This is a genomic window from Mesoterricola silvestris (assembly GCF_030295405.1).
GTDB lineage: Bacteria > Acidobacteriota > Holophagae > Holophagales > Holophagaceae > Mesoterricola > Mesoterricola silvestris.
The window spans coordinates 2,902,208-2,921,729 of the sequence record NZ_AP027080.1; the positions used below are offsets into that span (position 1 = coordinate 2,902,208).

A 19,522-nucleotide genomic window follows, 5' to 3' on the forward strand; every position below is an offset into this window, starting at 1 on the left:
TCATCGAAGCTTAACCCTTGCCTCGAGCCGTGGCCGTTCCGGAGTCAGCATGCGCTTTGCCCCCATCTTCGCCCCGTTCCTGGCGGCGTCCCTTCTTGCGGCGCCCCGCCCGAAACTGGTGGTCGTCATTTCCGTGGACCAGTTCTCCGCGGAGCTCATGTCCCGGTGGGGCCAGGACCTCCCCGGCGGGCTGGGCCGGCTCCAGCGGGAGGGCACGGCCTTCGTGGAGACCTTCCACGACCACGGGTACACCGAGACCGGCCCGGGCCATTCGGTCCTCCTCACCGGATGCCATCCCATGCACACCGGCATCACCGAGAATTCCTGGCGGGACCGGGCCCGGGGCCGCGACACCTACTGCGTGGAGGATCCCGCGAGCCCCCTCGTGGACGTGGCGGGGACGCCCGTGAGCCCCGCCAACCTCCGGACCGGCACCCTGGGCGAATGGCTCACGGCCCAGGTGCCCGGGAGCCGCTCCTTCGCCGTCACGGGCAAGGACCGCTCGGCGATCCTCATGGCCGGACACCGGGCCCAGGGGGTGTACTGGTTCAATGGGGCCGGGGGCTTCACCACCTCCAAGGCCTACGCCTCCACCCTGCCCCCCTGGCTCAAGGCCTACAACACGCGCTTCCTGACGCGCCTGGCCGACGAGAGCCTGTTCTGGTCCCCCCTGGACGGGCGGCCCCTGCCCCCCTCCGCCACCTACACGGTGCACGGGGCTCCGGTGACCCTGGGCCTCCCGCGCTCCGTGCACGCCGTGGGCATGCCCCTGGACGCGGATTTCTGGGGCCGGTTCCGGGCCACCCCCTTCTTCGACGAAGCCATCCTCGGCGCCGCCCGGGCCCTGGAGGACGCCGAGCACCTGGGCCAGGGCCCCGGCACGGACCTGCTGGCCCTGGGCCTTTCCGCCACCGACTACATCGGCCACCGGTTCGGCAACGGCGGCCCCGAGATGCTGGACGCCCTGAGGCGCCTGGACAAGGGCCTGGGGGCGTACCTGGACCACCTGGCGGCCAAGGTCCCGGGCCTCTGGGTGGTCCTCACCGCCGACCACGGCGCCGCGGACTTCCCGGAGCGGCTCCAGGCCCAGGGCTACCCCGCCCGCCGGGTCTACCCCGGCCCCTGGGCCCAGGCCCTCAACCTCGAACTGCGCAAGCGCCTGGGCCTCGCCCGGGACCCCTTCCTGCCCGCCGACGGCCCCATGCTCTACCTGGACCCCGCCCTCACCGCCCCCGCGGAGCGCAAGCGCATCCTGGACGCCGCGGTGGCGCTGGCCAAGGCCACCCCCGAAGTGGCCGACGCCTTCACCGCCGAGGACCTGGCCGCCTACGCCCCGGACCCCCAGGAACCCCCCGCCCGGCGCGGCTACAAGGCCAAGCTCCGCCTCAGCTTCGTCCAGGACCGCTCCGGCGACCTCCTGGTGGCCTACAAGCCCTTCTATTATAAGGATGACCCCAAGGACCTGGCCACCCACGGCCACCCCCAGGACACGGACCGGCGGGTACCCCTCATCTTCTGGGGCCCCTGGCAAGCCGCCCGGGTCACCGACGAGGCCCGCACCGTGGACCTGGCCCCCACCCTGGCCGCCGAGTTGGGCATCCACCCCGCCGAACCGGTGGACGGTCATCCGCTGGCCCTTCGGGTCCGCTAAAAAGAATTTTTCCGCCCGGATGCTGAAATTTTCACACCTGCCCCCAGGAAGAGCCGCCCCCCGCATCCATTCCCCCGGAAGCAACCCCTTTCCCGGTTGCATTCCTGGCCGGTTGATCCGGGTCACTTGTGCATGATTTGACAGAAAAGTTCCATCCGTTTTCCAGACCACAAGATACGATGGTCTTCATACCAACTTCATTTCTATGGAGCCCCACATGACCTCCGCAGGACTTCGCTTCTCCCGCCTGATTCCCCTGATCATCGTCGGCGCCCCCCTCCTGGCCCAGGGCGTCTCCACCCAGCTCGCCGGCCGCATCACCTCCAAGGGCGGTGCCGCCCTCGCCGGCGCCACCGTCAGCATCCGCAACCAGGAAACCGGCCTCGTTCGCACCGTCGTCACCGATGGCAATGGCCGCTACCTGGCCGCCACCCTTCCCGTGGGCGCCTACGCGGTCACCGTCACCATGAAGGGCTACCAGACCGCCTCCAACCTCAAGATCGCCCTGAACCTGGGTGACGCCGCCCCCCTCAACGTGACCATGGCCGCCGAAGCCGCCAGCATCGTCGAGGTGGTGGCCAGCGTCGCCGCCGTGGACTCCGAGCGCGCCAGCGCCGCGGCCTTCGTGAGCCCCGAGGACCTGGTCAACCTGCCCATGTTCAACCGGAGCTTCACCAGCCTGGCGACCCTGACGCCCCAGGTGGTGGTGGACTCCCAGCGCGGCAACCTGGCCATTGCCGGCCAGCGCGGCGTCAACACCTCCATCAACATCGACGGCGGCGACAACAACGAGCCCTTCTTCGGTGGCGCCGTGGGCGCGGCCGAAGGAAAGACCCCCTTCACCGTGTCCGTGGAAGCCATCCGCGAGTACCAGGTGATCACCGACGGCGCCAGCGCCGAATTCGGGCGCATGGGCGGCGGCTACGTCAACGCCATCACCAAGAACGGCACCAACGACTTCACCGGCGGCCTGTTCTACTACCAGCGCCCCCAGAGCATGGTCGCCAAGAAGCCCAACGTCACCGGCACGCCTGGAAGCAACGCGGTCGGCGACTTCACGCAGAAGCAGTTCGGCTTCTCCTCGGGCGGCCCCATCATCAAGGACAAGCTGTTCTATTTCGTCGCCTACGATGGCCAGCGCCAGACCACGCCCGTCAACATGGTCTGGGGCGGCAGCTCCCCCCTGGTGCTGGATCCCGCCAAGGCCGGCGACGCCGTCCTGATCGCCAAGAGCGGCTCCTACAACAGCAAGGCCGACTCGGACACGATGTTCCTGCGCTTCGACTACAACATCAACACGGACAACGTCCTGCAGCTGCGCGTGAACCACTCCTCCTTCAAGGGGGACGTGGGTTCCAGTGTCACCGCCGCCCAGGAGAACATGGCCACGGACAACATCACCACGGACTCCTACGTCCTGCAGTGGAACATGGTCATCAACGCGAACTGGCTCAATGAGCTGCGCGTGAACTACGTCAAGGACGACATGCCGCGCTCGCCCTACTCCACCATGCCCGAGGTGAGCATCACCAACGGCGGGTACTACGGCGCCTATCCCTTCGACCGCACCTACAACACCAAGCGCACCCAGTTCACCGAGAACATCAGCTACAACACGCCCACCGTCCAGCTGAAGGGCGGCATCGACTACAACACCGTCGACGTGTCCGAGTTCTTCGCGGGCAACTGGCGCGGCGTCTACATGTTCAACTCGCAGTCGGATTTCAACGCCGGCCTGTGGTCCACCTACCGCCAGAACTTCGGCCTGAACGGCAGCGTCCAGGATGCCGGCCTCTTCTCCACCACCACCAAGCAGATGGCCGCCTACATCCAGTCCGACTGGCGCGTGACCGACGAGATCAAGCTGGGTCTGGGCGTGCGCTGGGATCGCCAGCAGAACCCCGACTACCCGATCGTGGACATGAGCAACCCCCTGGCCAAGCCCCTGCCGGTCACCGCCAAGATCCCCAACGACAGCCAGTTCTCCCCCCGCCTTTCCGCCACCTACACGCCCGGCTTCGACGGCGGCAAGACGGTGATCCGCGCCACCCTGGGCCGCTACGTCAGCACCACCCCCGCCGTCTTCCTCTACCAGGTGTTCGCCGCCAACGGCCTGCGCACCGGTTCGGTGGACTTCAAGGCCGCGGACGCCACCACCTTCGGCATTCCCCGCGGTGCGACGTTCAACCCCGCCAACCCCTACTGGATCCCCTCCTTCCCCAGCGGCGCGGCTTCCAAGATCCCGGCCTTCAGCGTCTGGACCTTCAGCCCCGACTTCAAGAACCCCTACACCGACCGCGCCAACGTGGGTGTCGAGCGTTCCTTCAACAGCCTGATCGCCGGCGTGTCCGCCACCTATGCCAAGGGCAACCAGCTGGAGCGCACCACCGACCTCAACATCGGCACGCCCTCCGTGAACGCCTACGGCCGCACGGTCTACACCGCCCGCCCCAACTCGTCCTACCAGACCATGGGCATGTATAAGTCGGACGGCACCAGCCTCTACCACGCCTACACCCTCAGCCTGAAGTACCACAAGGAAGGCAGCGACTTCGACGCCTCCATCTTCTACACCTACTCCATCAACAAGGACTTCGACTCCAACGAGCGCAACTACTCGGGCGTGAGCATCCAGGAAGTCAACGCCCCGGGCAAGGACTGGGGCTACGCCGACACCGACCGCCGCTCGGTCTTCACCGGCTTCATCAGCTACAACGAGCGCCGGTTCTCGGGCATCATGGCCTCCCTGGCCATCCGCTACCTGAGCGGCTTCCCCTACTCCCTGTCCTACTCCAAGGACGTGAACGGGGACGGCCAGACCTCCAACGACCGCTTCTACATCAATGGCATGGATTCGGGCCGCAACACCCTGCGTTCCTGCTCCAACACCACGCTTGACCTGGCCCTGCGGCGCGATTTCGCGCTCTACAAGAAGGTCAAGCTCACCCTGTCCGCCGACGTGTTCAACCTCCTGAACCGCCAGGACACCTACCTCAGGACCTCCGTGGATGGCTCCGGTTCCGATGCGAGCCCGAAACTCAAATACGGCCAGACCTATGTGGGCAGCCCCCGCCAGGCTCAGCTGGGCGTGCGCCTGTCCTTCTAGTCAGACCCGCTTGGGAAAGGGGCGGCCTTCGGGCCGCCCCTTTTTTTCATGCACGAAAACGCCCCGGCGCGCCGGGGCGTTTCCGCGGGTCCCGCCCCCTCAGGCCAGGACCGGCACCGCCATGCCCGAGGACGCCAGTTTCAGGCCGTTGCGCACCGTGAAGTCCATGCGGCCCAGGTTCACGCCGGCGAAGCCCACCTGGAAGATCTCCGTGTCGCCCACCTTCACGGGGGCGTCCAGGAAGGTGTGGCTGTGGCCGCCGATGATGACGTCGATGCCGGGCACCAGCTTGGCCAGGTGCAGGTCGTCCATGGCGTAGCCGTGGAGGTCGTAGCCCAGGTGGCTGAGCACCACCACCAGGTCCACCTTCTCCACCTCGCGCAGGTGGCGGATCACGGGCTTGATGGATTCCACGGGGTCCCGCCAGTCCACGCCCACGTGGTTCTTGGGGGAGACCAGGCCCTTGAAGTCCACGCAGAGGCCCGTGAGGCCCACCTTCACGCCGGGGAACTCCCGCACGTGGTGGGGGCGCAGGCGCGCGGCGAGGGCGGGGGCGCCCTTGGCGTCCAGGTTGCAGTTCAGGAAGGGGAACTTCGCTTCGGACATGGCGGCCACCAGGGCGTCCACGCCGTTGTCGAAATCGTGGTTGCCCAGGGTGCCGGCGTCGTAGCCGCACATGCTCATGAGGCGGTAGTCCAGGAAGCCCTTGTATTCGTTGAAATAGGGAGTGCCCTGGAAGACGTCGCCGGCGTCGAGCACCAGGAGGTTGGGAGTGGTGGCGCGGATCTGCTTGATCATCGTCGCGCGCCGGGCCATGCCGCCGCGGCCGGTGAGGTTGCCGCTGCCGGGCCCGAAGGGCTCGATGCGGGAATGGGTGTCGTTGGTGTGCAGGAGGGTGATGCGGCCCGCGCCGGGGGCGTCCTGGGCGCGCAGGGGCAGGCTGGAGACGGCGGTGGCGGCCCCGAGGGCCTGGAGGAAGGTGCGGCGTTCCATGGGGATCCTAGAACTTGAAGGTCGAGGCCTTGATGGCCGCGGCGATTTCGGGGGAGTAGGTGTAGCGGGCGCCCTCCTCGGGCTGGATGGGCTTATGCTCCCGGCCCATGCGCTCGCACACGTCGATGACCAGCTGGCGCACCGGCTGGCCCGTGAGCACCACGTTCCGCCCGGCCTTGAGGGTGGGGGTGCCGTCCCCGTTGGCCAGGAGGTAGTCGGTGGTGGCGACCTTCACGGTGGCCGCGGGGTCGATGGGGGTGCCGTCGCTCCAGGTGATGGAGACCACCGGGTGGTCCGGGGTGCCGGTGACGGAGGCCCGGGCCCCCGAGAAGGGCTCGCCGCCCCGCCTCTGGATGCCTTCCTTGATGATCTGGATCACCTCGGCGCCGGTGTACTCGGCGATCACCAGCTCGTTGTCGAAGGGCAGCACCTCGTAGATGTCCTGGACCTTCACTTCGCCGGGGTTGATGTTGCGGCGCAGGCCGCCGGTGTTGGTGAAGGCGAAGCGCACGTCGGCCTTGCAGACCCGGGTGGCGCCCTCCCGCATGACGTCGGCCAGGAAGAAGCCCAGGGGGTTGTCCCCCGCGGCCTTGGCCTTGCCGATGCCCTTGGGGGAGATGCCCAGCACCCGGCCGAAGCTGGCGTGGATCTTCTCGGCGAGGGGCGCGAGGTACTTGGCCATTTCCGCATCGTCGGCCACGGCCGGCCCCACGGGGTTGGCCACCGCGGCGTCCATGCGGGGCGCCGGAGTCTGCGCCACCAGGGCGAAGCCCAGGGCCCAGGTTCCAAGAATCATGGGGAGCTTTCTCACGTCGTTCCTCTCGCGTCGAATAGGTCGTTGGCCTACCCGACAGTATGCCAGGACGTACCATCAAACCAAGAGGTATGAACGGTTAACGCACCCGCTCCCGGTGCAGGGTGTACCGCTCCAGCCGGCCCGGATCCAGGGTCACGCCCGTGCCGGGGCCCGGGGGGATGGCGATGAAGCCGCCGGGACCCAGCACCACCGGCGGGTCGGCGATATCCTCCCGGAAGTACCGGCGGGTTTCCGAGGTGTCCCCGGGGATGGAGAAATTATCCACCGTCTGGAGGTGGATGTTCACGGCCCGGCCCAGGCCCGTCTCGTCCATGCCCCCGGACCACACCGGGACGCCCCGCTCCTGGCAGTGCCGGGCGATGCGGATGGATTCCAGGAGCCCGCCCACCCTGCCCTGCTTGATGTTGATGACCCGGCAGGCCCCCAGCCCCAGGGCGGCGGCGGCGTCGTCCAGGCTGTGGATGGATTCGTCCAGGCACAGGGCGGTCTTCAGCTGGGGCTGCAGGAGGGAATGCTGGTAGATGTCGTGGTAGCCCAGGGGCTGCTCGATCATGGTGAGGCCGAAGGCGTCCAGGCCCTTGAGGTGCCCGGCGTCCTCCAGGGTGTAGTCGCCGTTGGCGTCGGCCATGAGGGCGATGTCCGGGAAGCGCTCCCGCACCGCGGCCACCCAGGCCACGTCCTTGCCGCGCATGATCTTCATCTTCACCCGGTGGTAGCCCTGGTCCACGGCCTCCTCCACCTTGGCCAGCAGGGCCCCGGTGCTCTCCTGGATGCCGATGCTGATGCCCGAGGGCACAGGCCTGGCTTCGTACCCCAGCAGCTCGTGGAGGGGGATGCCCCTGCGCCTGGCCATGAGGTCCAGGAGGGCGTTTTCCACCGTGGCCTTGGCCATGGGGTTGCCCCGCACCTTCCGGAACCGGCCCAGGGCCTCCCCCAGGGTGCGCCCGGGCTCCAGCTCCTTGAGCAGGAAGTCCCGGATGAGGTGCCGGGCGGTTGTGGTGGTCTCGCCGTCATAATAGGGGTCCGGATCCGCCACGCATTCGCCCCAGCCCACGAAGCCGTCCTGCTCGAGCCGCAGGAGGAGGGCCTCCTTGACCGCCCAGGAGGCGACGCTGGTGCCGAAGGGCTCCACGAAGGGCACGCTCACGACCACGAAGTCGATGCGGTCAAGGGTTCCCAGGACCTCGTCCTCGGGCGAATGAAAATTTTTGATCATGATGCCTCACAAGTTTTCACATTCCGCCGGTTGTGGGATGATTGATTCTATACCGCAACATCATGAGGAAGCGACGAATGCACGCGAAGCCACTGGACACCCTGCTCCTTTTCTCCCTCCCCGCCTCCGGCAAGTCCGAAATGCGCCGGTACCTGGCCAGCCTCACCCCCGAGCAGTGCCGCGACGATTTCGGCATGGGCCCCACGGCCCAGCTCGACGACTACCCGTACGTTCATCTCATGCACCGCATGGACGATGAGCTCCAGGCCCGGGGCTGCGGCTACCGGTTCTACTACGGCGCCACCCGGCCCTTCCAGGACGAGTGGACCTGGGCGGCCCTCATCGAGCTGCTCAACGAGGACTACGCCAACCTCCGCAAGGGCGCCCACACCGACACCCCCAGCGCCGCCCAGCTCCTCTTCGACCGCTTGGACGAGGCGCGGGTGCGCGCCGGCATGCTGCCCGTCCTGGACGAGCTGCCCCACCGCATCCGCAAGTCCATGGCCGAGGCCCTGGAGGCCGAGTGCCGCGCGGAGCTGGATACCCTGAACCGCCAGAACGCCCTGGGCATCGAAGGCAAGACCATCGTCATCGAGGCGGCCCGGGGCGGCGCCAACGGCTCCGCCTTCCCCCTCACCCCGCCCCACGGCTACGCCACCGCCTTCCAGCACCTGTCCACGGACATCCTGGACCGCGCCAGCCTCATGTACATCTGGGTGGAGCCCGCCCAGAGCCGCCACAAGAACATCGAACGGGGCAAGCCCGATGGCCAGGGCAGCATCCTGAACCACAGCGTCCCCATGGAAGTGATGCTGGGCCAGTACGGCTGCGACGACATGGCCTACCTCCTGGAGCAGAGCGACCGCCCCGGCACCATCCGCGTGGACCGCCTCGTGGCCGAGGGCGACCGGTACAGCACCCGCACCTGGCACATCCCCGCCTCCCGCTTCGACAACCGGCAGGACCTCACGACCTTCGTGCGCGAACCCCGGGAGAACTGGAAGGCCGCGGACGTGGCCGCCATCCATGGAGGCCTGAAGGAGACCTTCCGGAACTTCGGCCGATAGGATGTTCAAATCAGCCGAAGGAAGCACCGAGAGGCTCCTGCAGCTCTGCACGGGCTATTTCCTACTGTACGTCGTCACGGGCCTGGTGGTGAAGGCCTTCACCGGGGCGCCCCACACCCCCATGGGCACCCCGCCCATGAACGACATCGCGTTCCTGGCCTACAACACCCTGGGCGCCAACCTCACCTGCCTGATCCCCGCCGTGGTCCTGGGCTGGTGGCGCATGAAGTCCATCCGCCCCGCGCGGATCTGCGGCGTGGAGGTCCCCTCGGAGATCTTCTACATCATCCCCAGCGGCATCTGCACGGCCATCGTCATCCCCACCACGACCCTCATGTACACCCTGCCCATCTCCGTGATGGTGGCCATGGTGATCATGCGGGCCTCGGTCATCGTCATCGGCCGGGTGGTGGACGGCATCCAGATCGCCCAGGGCATCCTCCAGAAGCGCATCTACTGGGAGGAGAACGCGGCGGTGGTCTTCGCGGTGCTGGCGGCCTGCATCGAGCTGTTCGGGCCCCACACCGGGGGCTTCGCCTTCCTGCACAACCAGGCCGCCCTGGTGATCTTCACCAGCTACATCAGCTCCTACGCCATCCGCATCTACATCATGAACTACTACAAGAACACCCGGCCCCGGGGCGCGCCCCTGGACAACAAGGCGTTCTTCGCGGTGGAGCAGATCGCGGCCTCCGTGGCCATGGTCCTCATCTCCCTGGCGGTGTTCTTCTCGCCCAGGCTCTTCCCGGCCTGGGGCGGGGTGCGCCAGATCGCGGCCTTCGTGGGCGCCATCCGGACCCCCAGCCCGGGCTGGTTCTGGGCCTCCTTCTCGGGCCTGGCCTTCGGGCTCGTGGCGTTCTTCTCCGTGTTCATCTTCATGTTCAAGGGGCGCACCGCCACCTTCACGGGCCTGATCAACCGGCTCACCTCGCTGGTGGCGGGCACCGCGGCCACCCTCCTGGGGCACTGGCTCTTCGCGAGCCGGCTGCCCAGCCTCCAGAACTGGGTGTCCCTGGGCTTCGTGCTGGTGGCCGTGTTCTTCCTCTCCCGCGCCGAACGGCGCCGGGCCCAGGAGCTCAAGCTGGCCCGGGAGATCTGACCACCCGGATCGTGTAGCAGTGATTGGCGTGCGCGACGCCCCCGTAATCGAACTTGTACCGCTCGTTGCCGCGGGCCAGGTCGAGGACGGGGGTGTCGTTCCGCTCCAGGAGGTGCCGGATGGTCCCCTGGATCAGCAGGCCCCCGGGGCTGTAGGCCCCGAAGCGCCCCTCCACGGCCAGGAAGGGCAGCGTGATGGACCCGTCCCCGGCCCGGAAGCCCGCGCAGAATCCCGCGACGGCCCCGTCGATGTGGAGGATGGCGTAGCAGGTGTTGGGCAGGCGGCCCAGGGCCAGGATGGTCGGGTTGAACCACCGGCGGAGGCAGTAGGGGAAGTACTTCCGGACCTTGAAATTGACGCCCTTCTGCCGCATCCGGCGCCAGTACAGGTCGAAGAGCCGGAGCTGCGTGGCGAAGGGCATGGGCTGGTCCAGGAAGGTGCGGACCTCCCAGCGCCGGCCGTCCGCCTCCAGGCGCCGGGCGGCGGCTCGCAGCTTCTGGCGGTGCCCCTTGGCCAGGCCGCCCAGGTAGCCGTCGAAGTCTACCCCCAGGGGGATATGGGCGCAGGGCATCTCCTTGCGCTCCAGCTCCGCCGGGCCGAAGGCCGCCTCCACGAGCCGGTCCATGCGGCTCCCGGCCCGGACGCGGCTGAAGGTGAAGGCCATGGGGCGTCCCCCCGCGATCGCCTCCAGGGCGAAGCGCAGGGCTCCGGCCGTGGTCGCCTCCCCCGTGATGGCCTCCAGGTACCCGGCCTGGGAGAATTCGCCCCACAGGAAGGCCTGCCCCGCCATGGCCCCCCGGCCCACGTGGAGCGGCAGGAGCAGCACCGTGCGGTCCGCGTCGTCCCGCACCTCGTACACGCGGTTGCGGTAGAGGGGCCGGGTGGAAAGCAGGAAGAAGCGCCCGACGATGCTGCAGTAGTCGAAGCCCTGGAAGGGCGTGTGCTCCCGGCCGTCGCCGTACAGGGCCCGCCAGGGGCCTTCCGCCGAACGCAAATCGGTGTGCAGGATGAGCCGGGGCATCGAGGACCTTCGGGGCGGGGTGATGGTTGGACGACCCTCACCATAGCATCCGGCCAGCCGTGAGCGAACGAGCGCTTGCTCCCCATCCTAGGCGCGACCCCGTGAGCTCTATCGTCCTGATCCAACTTGGATCTGACGTTCTTTATCCTGCCTTTTCCCCTGGATCCTGTTTATCCCCGTTGGAGCTTCGCCGGGATTTGTCGCCACCTTCGGGTAAAGGACGTCGAGTAACCTGCGCTCCGACCCACCCTAATGCCCCGCCCCGGAGGGCCGGGCCCTCCAGATGGTGGTCATGATGGCGGCCCCCACGAGGCTGAAGGGGATGAGGCACGCGGCCCACACCCAGGCGTTGGCGGGCACGTGGCCCGCGGCCCCCACCCCGTCCCAGCCGTAGGCCTTCAGCACCCAGCCCAGGCCGAAGCCGGTGAGGCCCGAACCGATGTACTGGATGCCGTCCAGGGCCCCGGCCACGGTGGCCGCGGCCTTGCGGCCCCCGAAGTCCATGGAGGCGGTGCCGCTGAGCATGCCGTGCACCCCGAAGATGAACATGGCGGTCAGGCCCAGCAGCACGATGGCCCACACCTGGCCGCCGTGGGTGCCCCGGCCCAGGGCCGCGCCCAGAAGGCAGATCATGGCCACCTGGGCCAGGTAGAAGATGAAGGCGACGGGGGGCCGCCGGCTCTGGAAAAGCCGGTCGCTCATCCAGCCGCAGAGCAGCCCGCCGAAGATTCCGCCCAGCATGAAGGCCACCCCCGTGGCCCCGAAGAGGGCCGCCCGCTTGGAAAGGTGGTAGACCTCCTCCAGGTATTCGGTGAAGTAGAGCATGACGCCCTGGCGCACGAACCCCGTGCAGAACTCCGCGAAGATGAGGGCGATGATCACGGGGTTGCCGATGACCTTGGAAAGCAGTTCCCTGAGGGGCAGCGGCTGGTCCTCGGCCAGGTGCGCGTTGCTGCCGTCGCCCGTGTCGAAGTCCTGGAGGCCCGCGTGGCTGGGCCGGTTGCGCACCAGCAGGTAGTCCACCAGCACCATGACGGCCATGGCCACCACCGGCGCGAACCAGATGATGGTCCAGCTCTTGAAGCTGGCCAGGAGCCAAGCGCCCACGGAGGTGGCCAGGAAGTAGCCGGAGCTGATCATGACCCCGAAGATCCCCCCGAAAACCCCCCGCTCCCGCACATGGAACCAGGTGCTGTTCACCTTCACCACGCTCAGGGCGCCGAAGCTCTGGAAGTACATGTTGACGCTCCAGAGCAGGCTCATGGACACCAGCAGCTTCGTGGTGAACCCGTTTAGGAACATCAATCCCACCAGGAGGTTGGTCAGGGCCGCCCCCAGGGAGCCCACGAGGATCGCCCGGCGCCCGCCGATGCGGTCGGCCAATGGGCCATTGATGGCCACCGCCAGGCCGTAGGTCCAGAAGCCGGCCGTGGCGATGATCCCCATCTGCCACTTGTCCAGGTGGTACCAGGCCCCGATGTCGCTCTTGACGACATTGAAGTTATAGCGGCCCATGTACATGGTCGCGTAGGTGAGGCCAAGGGGGAACCAGTTCAGGAAACGCCTGAACCGGAACGCATTCGTATGTTCCATGCCATGCTCCGACCCCTTCAGCTTAGACGATGCAGGTGTCGGGAATGTAGCCGTAATGTAACGGGAAGGTTACGGGGGCCCCGGATCCGGGCCGGGGCGGCGGGCCCTACCTCCTGAAAATAAGGCCATTCAACCGCCGCAGCTTCCCCTGGAAACGCCAGAGGGAAGCCCGGTCGGCCACCTGGATGAAACCCGTGGCCCCGGAGGGAAACGGGCAGGCTTCCTGGAGCTGTCGCTGGAAGGCCAGACGCTTGCGGCCCAGGGGATCCCACCAGGCCCCCCGCCAGCGAACCACCAACAGGAGCACCGGACGATCCGGGTGGAAGTTCAGCTTCTTGCGCACCAGGTGGGCTTCGGCGACCCGGTCCTCCCCCAGGCACATCCGTTGGATCTCCTGGAGGACCGCCGGGTTGCAGTGGTGGGATTCCAGGGCGTCCAGCAACGAAACGCCCCTGCGCTCGCCCTGGACCTTCTCCACCAGGGCCGCGGCCCGCCGGGCCCGGTCCCATTCCTTGTGGGCGTTCAGGACATCGCCCCGGGCCCCCAGGTGGTGGGCCAGCAGTTCATGGCAGGCCGGCGCCAGGGCCGGGTCCCGGTGGATCAGTTCCCGCGCCTGGAAGACCGCGGCGCTGTCCCGGCCGCGGTCCAGGCACCGGCGCACGGCCAGGAAGCAGGCCTCCACGCAGTCCGGGTTGGCCGAGCGGTACATGCCCAGCAGGGCGTCGAACCGGGACCAGGGGGCATGGTCATAGGCGAGCTTCAGGTAGTCCAGGGCGCCGGGATGGTCGGGGAAGGTGCCCTCCATGGGCCCGGTGAGGTCCTGGTACCGGGTGGCTTCCACCAGGCGCCCCAGGGCCGCCGCCGCCGCGCTGCTCTGAAGGCGGGCCCTCCACTGGCCCTCCACCTCCCGGGCCACCTCCGTGTCCTCCAGGAGGCGACCGTAGGCATGGGCGGAGGGGGGCAAGGGCACCCGGGGCTCGGCCTCCAGGCACTCCAGGCGCAGGCGCAGGAGCGGCGGCGCCTCCTTCAGGAGCCCGTCCAGGGCGAGTTCCAGGATGCCTTCCGCGCCCTCCGGGGTCTCCGCGAGGGCCGCCCCCAGGCGGCGGTGGAGGTCCTCGGGGAGGGGAAGGCCGGAATCCAGGCAGGCGTCCCACGGGTGGAAGACCCGGCGGACCACCAGGGGCTGCAGGATGGCCAGGCGGCACAGGGCCCGCACCAGGGTGGGCACGCCGTGCTTTTCGGCGATGGTGCGGTCCGCGCGCAGGAACTCCCGGGCCAGGAAGGGCTGGAAACCCGCCACCACCTGCCGGGTGTAGGGGCGCAGGAAGGCCGTGCACCACCGGGGCCATCCCAGGGGGCGTTCCCCCAGCCGGGCCTCCACGTGCACGTGGACCCGGTACCAGTAGGTGGCCAGGCGCTTCACCTGAAGGTTCAGCCATCCCTGGTAGTCCGACCAGAAGACCTCCTCCCATTCGATGGCGGCGTCCAGTTCCCGGGGACTCAGGGCGAGCAGGGGATAGATGCCCACATACCAGTGGTACCGGCTCCACCCGAAGAGACCGGCCATGGGCACGCCGGTGAGCTCCACGCTCCAGGCGTCCGGGGCCAGGATCACCTGGGCCCCCCGGGGTCCCTCCCAGGCCTCCCGGGCGGCCTCCAGCCGCTCCTCCAGGGCCGGCGCCTCGCCGGGAGCCAGGATGCGTCCCGGGGGCCGGGGAAAGCTTTTCACGCCCAGGCCCAGGCCATAGAGGGCATTGCCCAGCAGGAAGAGGCCCGCGGGCCAGGCCAGGACCCCCAGGCCCGGGTCCCGGACCCGGAGGAGGAGAGCCCCCAGGAGACCCAGGAAAACCAGCCCCAGAAAGGGCAGGATGGCGCCCAGGGAGAAGCGCGCGGCGGAGCGGATGCGATCCTCGAGCCAATGCATTCTATTAGCCTCTTATATTAATATCCGCTCCCCGGAATCCACCGCAAGGGAACAATTGTTTTAATTTCATCATTTCAATATTGTTCTAACCCCCGTTCCGGCGCTTCGGTCCTTCGGGACCCGGAAACGGGCGTCCCCAAAGGATCCCATGGCGATAGGTGACCCTATTCCTCCTGAAATTCCCGGGGCCCCAGGCCGGGGATTTCCACCCTGGATCCAAATTCCGCATGCTACTTTCATACTCTCGGCTGAGCGGGGAGCGTCCATTTGTTGGTTCTGTAACAACTGTGTTAGCTTTATTAAAATTTGAGGTGACTGATGACCCACAAGCCCCGTGGTTCTGGCTCGGCCGTGGAAATCCCGGCCCCGGTCAAGCTGCCGAGCGTTCTGGATAAGTGCGCTGCGTTTACCATCCCCGACGACCTGAAGGCCATGGGCATCTATCCCTACCACCGGGTCATCGAAACAGGCCAGGCCACGGAAGTGATGGTCGACGGCCAGCGGCAGCTGATGCTGGGATCCAATTCCTACCTGGAGCTCACCACCCATCCCCGCATCAAGGAACGGGCCATGGAGGCCATCCAGATGTACGGCACCGGCTGCGCCGGTTCCCGGTTCCTCAACGGGACCCTGCCCATCCACGTGGAGCTCGAGCAGAAGCTCGCGGCCTTCATGGGCAAGGAGGCCGCCCTGGTCTTCCCCACCGGCTTCCAGACCAACACCGGGGTCATCTCCAGCCTGGTGCACAAGGGCGAGTACATCGTCGGCGACAAGTACATCCACGCCTGCATCATGGACGGGTGCATGCTCAGCCACGGCACCCTGGTGCGGTACGACCACAACAACATGGCGGACCTGGAGGAGAAGCTCTCCCGCATCCCCGCCCAGGCCCCCAAGCTCATCGTCACCGACGGCGTCTTCAGCATGGAAGGCGACATCTGCGACCTTCCCGGCATCGTGACCCTGGCCCAGCGCTACGGCGCCCAGGTGATGGTGGACGACGCCCACGGCATCGGCGTGCTGGGCCAGGGCGGCCGGGGCACGTCGGCCCACTTCGGCCTCACGGACCAGGTGGACCTGATCATGGGCACCTTCTCCAAGTCCCTGGCGGCCATCGGCGGCTTCATCGCCGGCAGCGCCAAGACCATCAACTACCTGCAGCACGTGGCCCGGCCCTACATGTTCTCGGCCTCGGCATCCCCTGCCAGCGTGGCGGCGGTGCTGGGCGCCCTGGAGGTCATGGAGGCCGAGCCGGAGCGCATCCAGCGCCTGTGGGAGAACGCCCGGTTCCTGAAGAAGGGCTTCGACGACATCGGCTTCGACACGGGCAAGAGCGAGACCCCGGTCATCCCCATCATGGTGGGCGAGTTCGACACCTGCATGAAGATGTGGCGCTTCCTGAAGGAGGCGGGGATCTTCGTGAACCCCGTGGTGCCCCCCGGCGTGCCCCCGGGCCGCAGCCTCATCCGCATTTCCGTCACCGCGGGCCACACCCGGGCTCAGCTGGAGTGGGCGCTCGAAATCTTCCAGAAGGCCGGACGCCATTTCGGCCTCCTGGAGCTGGGGGCATGACCTCGGAAATCCAGGTCCGGGCCTGCGCGGGTGCCGGGGACACGGAAGCCTTCATCCGCTTCCCGTACCGGCTGCACCGCGCCGAGCCCCACTGGGTGCCGCCCCTGCTGCTGGAGCGCAGGGATTTCCTGGATCCCCTCAAGAACCCCCTGTATGAGTACGCCAAGGTCCAGACCTTCCTGGCCCTGCGGGACGGCGAGGTGGTGGGCACCATCGCCGCCGTGCGCAACGACCGCTACGGGCAGTTCCATCCCGAGGAGGCCCACGTGGGGTTCTTCGGGCTCTTCGAATGCGTGCCCGACCAGGCCGTGGCCAGCGCCCTCACCGGCGCGGCCTGCGCGTGGCTGCGGGCCGAAGGCAGGACCGTGGCCCGGGGCCCGGTGAACCTCACCACCAACGACATCGTGGGCCTCCTCGTGGACGGCTTCGACGCCGACAACGCCATCATGATGCCCTACAACCCCGCCTACTACGGCGGCCTCCTGGAGGGGGCGGGTTTCGCCAAGGCCAAGGACGTCCACGCCTACTACATGGCCAAGGCCGAATGCGCCGACCGCCTCACGGCCGTGGCCAACCGCCTGGACCGGGGCGGGCTGGTGCGGATCCGCCCCATCGACCTCAAGCGCTGGAACGAGGAGCTCGAGTTCGTGCGCGACACCTACAACGTGGCCTGGGCCGACAACTGGGGCTTCGTGCCCTGGACCGACCGGGAGCTGGAATTCATCGCCAAGGAGCTCAAGCCCCTGGTGGATCCCCGGTACGCCTTCGTGGGGGAGGTGGGGGGCGTGCCCGCGGGCTTCATCGTCTCCATCCCCGACGCCAACGAGGCCCTCAAACTGGCCCGGGGCAGGCTCCTCCCCTTCGGGCTCCTCCGGATCCTCTGGAAGCTCAAGGTCACCGGCTGTTCCAACCTGCGCACCCTGATCATGGGGGTGCTCCCCCAGTACCGGCGCCGGGGGCTGGATCTCCTGATGATCCACCACACCATCAAGAACGCCGCCGGCACCCCCTACCAGGGCGCCGAGGTGGGCTGGATCCTCGAGGACAACCAGGCCCTCCTGGGCCCCCTCCACCACATGGGGGCCCGGCGCACCAAGACCTACCGCGTGTATGACCGCCCCTGCTAGCGTCCTGGTCACGGGCGGCCACGGGTTCATCGGAAGCCACCTCTGCGCGCGCCTCGTCCAGCGGGGCCACCGGGTGCGCATCCTGGCCCGGCCGGGGGCCGACCTCTCCAACCTGGACGGCCTGGATGTGGAGGTCGCGCAGGGCGATCTCACCGACCCCGGCAGCCTCCCCGCGGCGCTGGCGGGAGTGACGCGCGTGTTCCACCTGGCCGGGGCCCTGAAGGGCTTCAGCGAGGAGGCCCTCCTGGCCGTGAACCGGGACGGCACCCGGAACCTCGTGGGGGCCTGCCCCCCGGACCTGGAGCGCTTCGTCCTGGTGTCCAGCCTCGCGGCCGCGGGCCCCAGCCCCGGCGGTCCCGAACCCCGGCCCCCGGGCGCCCCCGACGCTCCCCTCACCTGGTACGGCCGCAGCAAGGTCGAGGCCGAACGGGTCGTCCTGGCCTCGGGCCTGCCCTGCGTCATCCTCCGCCCCCCGGTGGTCTTCGGCCCCCGGGACCGGGACGTGCTGAGCTACTTCCGCATCGCGGCCCGGGGCTTCCTGCCGGTACCCGGCACCCGGGAGCGCTGGTATTCCCTGGTCTTCGCCCCGGACCTGGCCGATGGGATCCTGCGGGCCGGGGAGGCCCCCCTGCCCTCCGGCGAGACCCTTCCCCTGGTGAACGCCGAACCCGTCACCTGGCTGGACCTGGGCCGGCACATCGCCCGGGCTCTGGGCCGCCGGGGCCGGGAACTCCACCTTCCGGAGGCCGCCATCCGGGCCGCGGGCCAAGTGGCCGGCCTCGCCGCGCGCCTGCGGGGCCGGCCGGAAATCTTCTCCCCCCAGAAGGTGATCGAAATGCTGGCCCCCGCCTGGGTGGCCAGTCCGGAAAAGGCCCGGACGCTCCTGGGCTGGAGCGCCGGAACCCCCCTGGATCAGGCCCTCTGGCAGACCGTTCGATGGTACCGGGACCATGGCTGGCTCTAGGCGTCCCTTCGGCCTCACCGGTCCCCTGGGGACCTGGCGCCCCCTGGACCGCTGGGTGGTGGGCTATGCCCTGGCCACCCTGCCCTTCCTGGGCTACGGCTGGCTGAAGGGCCAGCCCGGGTGCGCCGCCCAGGTGGGCGTCAATGCCCTGGTGATCGCCGGCTGCCTATTGTTGGCCCGGTGGAGCCGGGACACCGCGGCCGTGGTGCCCACGGTGCTGCGCCTCTTCTACGCCCCCCTGGTCTACTGGTGCTTCTACCACCAGGTGCAGGTCCTCTGGCCCCTCTTCCATGCCCTGCCCCTGGACGGCCACCTGGCCCGGGCCGACCAGGCCCTCTTCGGCTGCCAGCCCTCCCTGGCCTGGCGGGCGGCCCTGCCCCTGCGCGGGCTCTCGGAGCTCTTCTGCTTCGCCTACCTGGCCTACTACTTCTTCACGCCCATCGTGGGCTTCACGGCCCTCCTGCGCTCCGGCTACGCCGCGGCGGAGCGGGTGATCCTGGCCGCCACGGCGTGCTTTTTCGTGTGCTACGCCCTGTTCTGGATGTTCCCCACCGTCGGGCCCCACTTCTGGTTCCCGCCGGCCCAGGGGCCGCAGCTCTACGACGGTTACGTGTTCAACCACGCGCTCTTCTTCTTCACCCGGGGCGGCGAGATCCGGGGCGGCGCCTTCCCCAGCTCCCACATCGCCGTGGCCACGCTGTTCACCCTGTGGGCCCGCCGGGAGGTGAAGGTGCTGTTCGTGCCCCTGGCGGCCATCACCGCGGTGATGCTGCCGGCGGTGGTGTACCTGCGGGCCCACTACCTGGTGGATGTGCCGGCGGGCCTGGCGGTGGGCGTCCTCGCCACCTGGCTCAGCGCGCGGACCCTCAGTTGAAGGTCATCCACAGGTTCTTGCGCTCATAGAAGTTGTACCTGGGAGCCCTTTCGATCTTTCCCACGTATTTCTGGTATCCGATGGTCGGCTGTTTCGTGGACGGATCGACCAGGTACGTGAGGAGGAGGCGGTCGGGGGCGTCCTTCGTCTTTCCCATGACCAGATCCAGGCTGAACTTCGCGGGGCTGAACTCCCAGGTGTAGCTGCCCGCCGAGGGCAGGAACAAGGTATCTCCCGCGGTGGCGGCTTGGCCCACCTGCATGCCCTGGGCGTTCCGGATGACCAGGGAGCCCTGGGGCGTCCCGGCCAGGCTCACCCAGAGGGGGTACTCCGTCTTGATCACCAGGGCGGTCTTGTCCTGGGCCCTGGCCCCCGGCCCCGCGCAAAGGAGAAGGGCCATGAACGAATTCCTGAGTTGAAGCATGGGCGGTACCCCGAAAGGTCGTGAAGGGCGCGGACGCCTGGGAACCAGGGCCGTCTAAGTAATAATTTATAAAG

General features: G+C 68.2%; 15 protein-coding genes. 8 read left to right on the plus strand and 7 right to left on the minus strand.

What is annotated here, in order from left to right:
* Positions 1-49 precede the first annotated feature (49 nt).
* Both R2J76_RS12530 and R2J76_RS12535 read left to right on the plus strand, forming a co-directional pair.
* Entirely contained in the window at positions 50-1,651 is a 1,602-nt protein-coding gene (locus R2J76_RS12530; RefSeq protein ID WP_316411947.1) for an alkaline phosphatase family protein, read from the plus strand.
* A 217-nt stretch (positions 1,652-1,868) separates the two neighbouring features.
* Positions 1,869-4,757: a TonB-dependent receptor gene (locus tag R2J76_RS12535; RefSeq protein ID WP_316411948.1), complete on the plus strand. Its 2,889-nt coding sequence runs from the start codon at positions 1,869-1,871 to the stop codon at positions 4,755-4,757.
* Positions 4,758-4,856: 99 nt separating this feature from the next.
* On the opposite strand, the gene R2J76_RS12540 is transcribed toward R2J76_RS12535, so the two are convergent.
* The 3 genes from R2J76_RS12540 to menC form a co-directional block, all read right to left on the minus strand.
* The gene (locus R2J76_RS12540) at positions 4,857-5,750 is read right to left on the minus strand and encodes a bifunctional metallophosphatase/5'-nucleotidase (protein WP_316411950.1); all 894 of its coding nucleotides are present in this window, start codon (positions 5,748-5,750) and stop codon (positions 4,857-4,859) included.
* Positions 5,751-5,757: 7 nt separating this feature from the next.
* Positions 5,758-6,546 carry a 5'-nucleotidase C-terminal domain-containing protein gene (locus tag R2J76_RS12545; protein WP_316411951.1) on the minus strand — a complete coding sequence of 263 codons (789 nt, stop codon included), beginning with the start codon at positions 6,544-6,546 and terminating at the stop codon, positions 5,758-5,760.
* A 97-nt stretch (positions 6,547-6,643) separates the two neighbouring features.
* Complete coding sequence (gene menC, locus R2J76_RS12550) at positions 6,644-7,783, minus strand: o-succinylbenzoate synthase (protein ID WP_316411952.1); 1,140 nt, start codon at positions 7,781-7,783, stop codon at positions 6,644-6,646.
* Between the two features lie 77 nt (positions 7,784-7,860).
* On the opposite strand from menC, the gene R2J76_RS12555 reads away from it, so the two are divergent.
* Together R2J76_RS12555 and R2J76_RS12560 are read left to right on the plus strand one after the other, a co-directional pair.
* A complete protein-coding gene (locus tag R2J76_RS12555; protein ID WP_316411953.1) occupies positions 7,861-8,850 on the plus strand; it encodes a hypothetical protein in 990 nt (329 codons plus the stop codon).
* Position 8,851: 1 nt separating this feature from the next.
* The gene (locus R2J76_RS12560) at positions 8,852-9,949 is read left to right on the plus strand and encodes a hypothetical protein (protein ID WP_316411954.1); all 1,098 of its coding nucleotides are present in this window, start codon (positions 8,852-8,854) and stop codon (positions 9,947-9,949) included.
* Here the strand turns inward: R2J76_RS12560 and R2J76_RS12565 are convergent.
* The 3 genes from R2J76_RS12565 to R2J76_RS12575 form a co-directional block, all read right to left on the minus strand.
* A complete protein-coding gene (locus R2J76_RS12565) occupies positions 9,927-10,970 on the minus strand; it encodes a GNAT family N-acetyltransferase (protein WP_316411955.1) in 1,044 nt (347 codons plus the stop codon). The genes R2J76_RS12560 and R2J76_RS12565 overlap by 23 nt on opposite strands.
* Positions 10,971-11,219: 249 nt before the next feature.
* The gene (locus R2J76_RS12570; protein WP_316411956.1) at positions 11,220-12,563 is read right to left on the minus strand and encodes an MFS transporter; all 1,344 of its coding nucleotides are present in this window, start codon (positions 12,561-12,563) and stop codon (positions 11,220-11,222) included.
* Positions 12,564-12,669: 106 nt separating this feature from the next.
* On the minus strand, positions 12,670-14,487 hold the full coding sequence (locus R2J76_RS12575; RefSeq protein ID WP_316411957.1) for a hypothetical protein: 1,818 nt from the start codon (positions 14,485-14,487) through the stop codon (positions 12,670-12,672).
* A 432-nt stretch (positions 14,488-14,919) separates the two neighbouring features.
* On the opposite strand from R2J76_RS12575, the gene R2J76_RS12580 reads away from it, so the two are divergent.
* The 4 genes from R2J76_RS12580 to R2J76_RS12595 are packed head-to-tail and all read left to right on the plus strand — an operon-like array spanning position 14,920 to position 19,024.
* On the plus strand, positions 14,920-16,059 hold the full coding sequence (locus R2J76_RS12580; RefSeq protein ID WP_394366837.1) for an aminotransferase class I/II-fold pyridoxal phosphate-dependent enzyme: 1,140 nt from the start codon (positions 14,920-14,922) through the stop codon (positions 16,057-16,059).
* On the plus strand, positions 16,056-17,186 hold the full coding sequence (locus R2J76_RS12585) for a hypothetical protein (RefSeq protein ID WP_316411959.1): 1,131 nt from the start codon (positions 16,056-16,058) through the stop codon (positions 17,184-17,186). The genes R2J76_RS12580 and R2J76_RS12585 overlap by 4 nt, the downstream gene beginning before the upstream one ends.
* Complete coding sequence (locus R2J76_RS12590; RefSeq protein ID WP_316411960.1) at positions 17,170-18,150, plus strand: NAD-dependent epimerase/dehydratase family protein; 981 nt, start codon at positions 17,170-17,172, stop codon at positions 18,148-18,150. The genes R2J76_RS12585 and R2J76_RS12590 overlap by 17 nt, the downstream gene beginning before the upstream one ends.
* Positions 18,137-19,024, plus strand: coding sequence for a phosphatase PAP2 family protein (locus R2J76_RS12595; protein WP_316411961.1), 888 nt, complete (start codon positions 18,137-18,139; stop codon positions 19,022-19,024). Before R2J76_RS12590 ends, R2J76_RS12595 begins: the two co-directional genes overlap by 14 nt.
* Here R2J76_RS12595 and R2J76_RS12600 read toward each other — a convergent pair.
* Positions 19,017-19,424 (minus strand): hypothetical protein, encoded by a 408-nt coding sequence (locus R2J76_RS12600; RefSeq protein ID WP_316411962.1) that lies wholly within the window; start codon positions 19,422-19,424, stop codon positions 19,017-19,019. The two genes, R2J76_RS12595 and R2J76_RS12600, sit on opposite strands and share 8 nt — an antisense overlap.
* Positions 19,425-19,522: the final 98 nt, after the last annotated feature.

Excerpts from the sequence above, each read along its gene's own strand:
- R2J76_RS12530 (WP_316411947.1), top strand. The coding sequence starts at position 50 with ATGCGCTTTGCCCCCATCTTCGCCCCGTTCCTGGCGGCGTCCCTTCTT.
- R2J76_RS12585 (WP_316411959.1), top strand. The coding sequence starts at position 16,056 with ATGACCTCGGAAATCCAGGTCCGGGCCTGCGCGGGTGCCGGGGACACG.
- R2J76_RS12535 (WP_316411948.1), top strand. The coding sequence starts at position 1,869 with ATGACCTCCGCAGGACTTCGCTTCTCCCGCCTGATTCCCCTGATCATC.
- R2J76_RS12565 (WP_316411955.1), bottom strand. The coding sequence starts at position 10,970 with ATGCCCCGGCTCATCCTGCACACCGATTTGCGTTCGGCGGAAGGCCCC.
- R2J76_RS12590 (WP_316411960.1), top strand. The coding sequence starts at position 17,170 with ATGACCGCCCCTGCTAGCGTCCTGGTCACGGGCGGCCACGGGTTCATC.
- R2J76_RS12575 (WP_316411957.1), bottom strand. The coding sequence starts at position 14,487 with ATGCATTGGCTCGAGGATCGCATCCGCTCCGCCGCGCGCTTCTCCCTG.
- R2J76_RS12540 (WP_316411950.1), bottom strand. The coding sequence starts at position 5,750 with ATGGAACGCCGCACCTTCCTCCAGGCCCTCGGGGCCGCCACCGCCGTC.
- R2J76_RS12580 (WP_394366837.1), top strand. The coding sequence starts at position 14,920 with ATGGGCATCTATCCCTACCACCGGGTCATCGAAACAGGCCAGGCCACG.
- menC (WP_316411952.1), bottom strand. The coding sequence starts at position 7,783 with ATGATCAAAAATTTTCATTCGCCCGAGGACGAGGTCCTGGGAACCCTT.
- R2J76_RS12545 (WP_316411951.1), bottom strand. The coding sequence starts at position 6,546 with ATGATTCTTGGAACCTGGGCCCTGGGCTTCGCCCTGGTGGCGCAGACT.
- R2J76_RS12560 (WP_316411954.1), top strand. The coding sequence starts at position 8,852 with ATGTTCAAATCAGCCGAAGGAAGCACCGAGAGGCTCCTGCAGCTCTGC.
- R2J76_RS12595 (WP_316411961.1), top strand. The coding sequence starts at position 18,137 with ATGGCTGGCTCTAGGCGTCCCTTCGGCCTCACCGGTCCCCTGGGGACC.
- R2J76_RS12600 (WP_316411962.1), bottom strand. The coding sequence starts at position 19,424 with ATGGCCCTTCTCCTTTGCGCGGGGCCGGGGGCCAGGGCCCAGGACAAG.
- R2J76_RS12555 (WP_316411953.1), top strand. The coding sequence starts at position 7,861 with ATGCACGCGAAGCCACTGGACACCCTGCTCCTTTTCTCCCTCCCCGCC.
- R2J76_RS12570 (WP_316411956.1), bottom strand. The coding sequence starts at position 12,563 with ATGGAACATACGAATGCGTTCCGGTTCAGGCGTTTCCTGAACTGGTTC.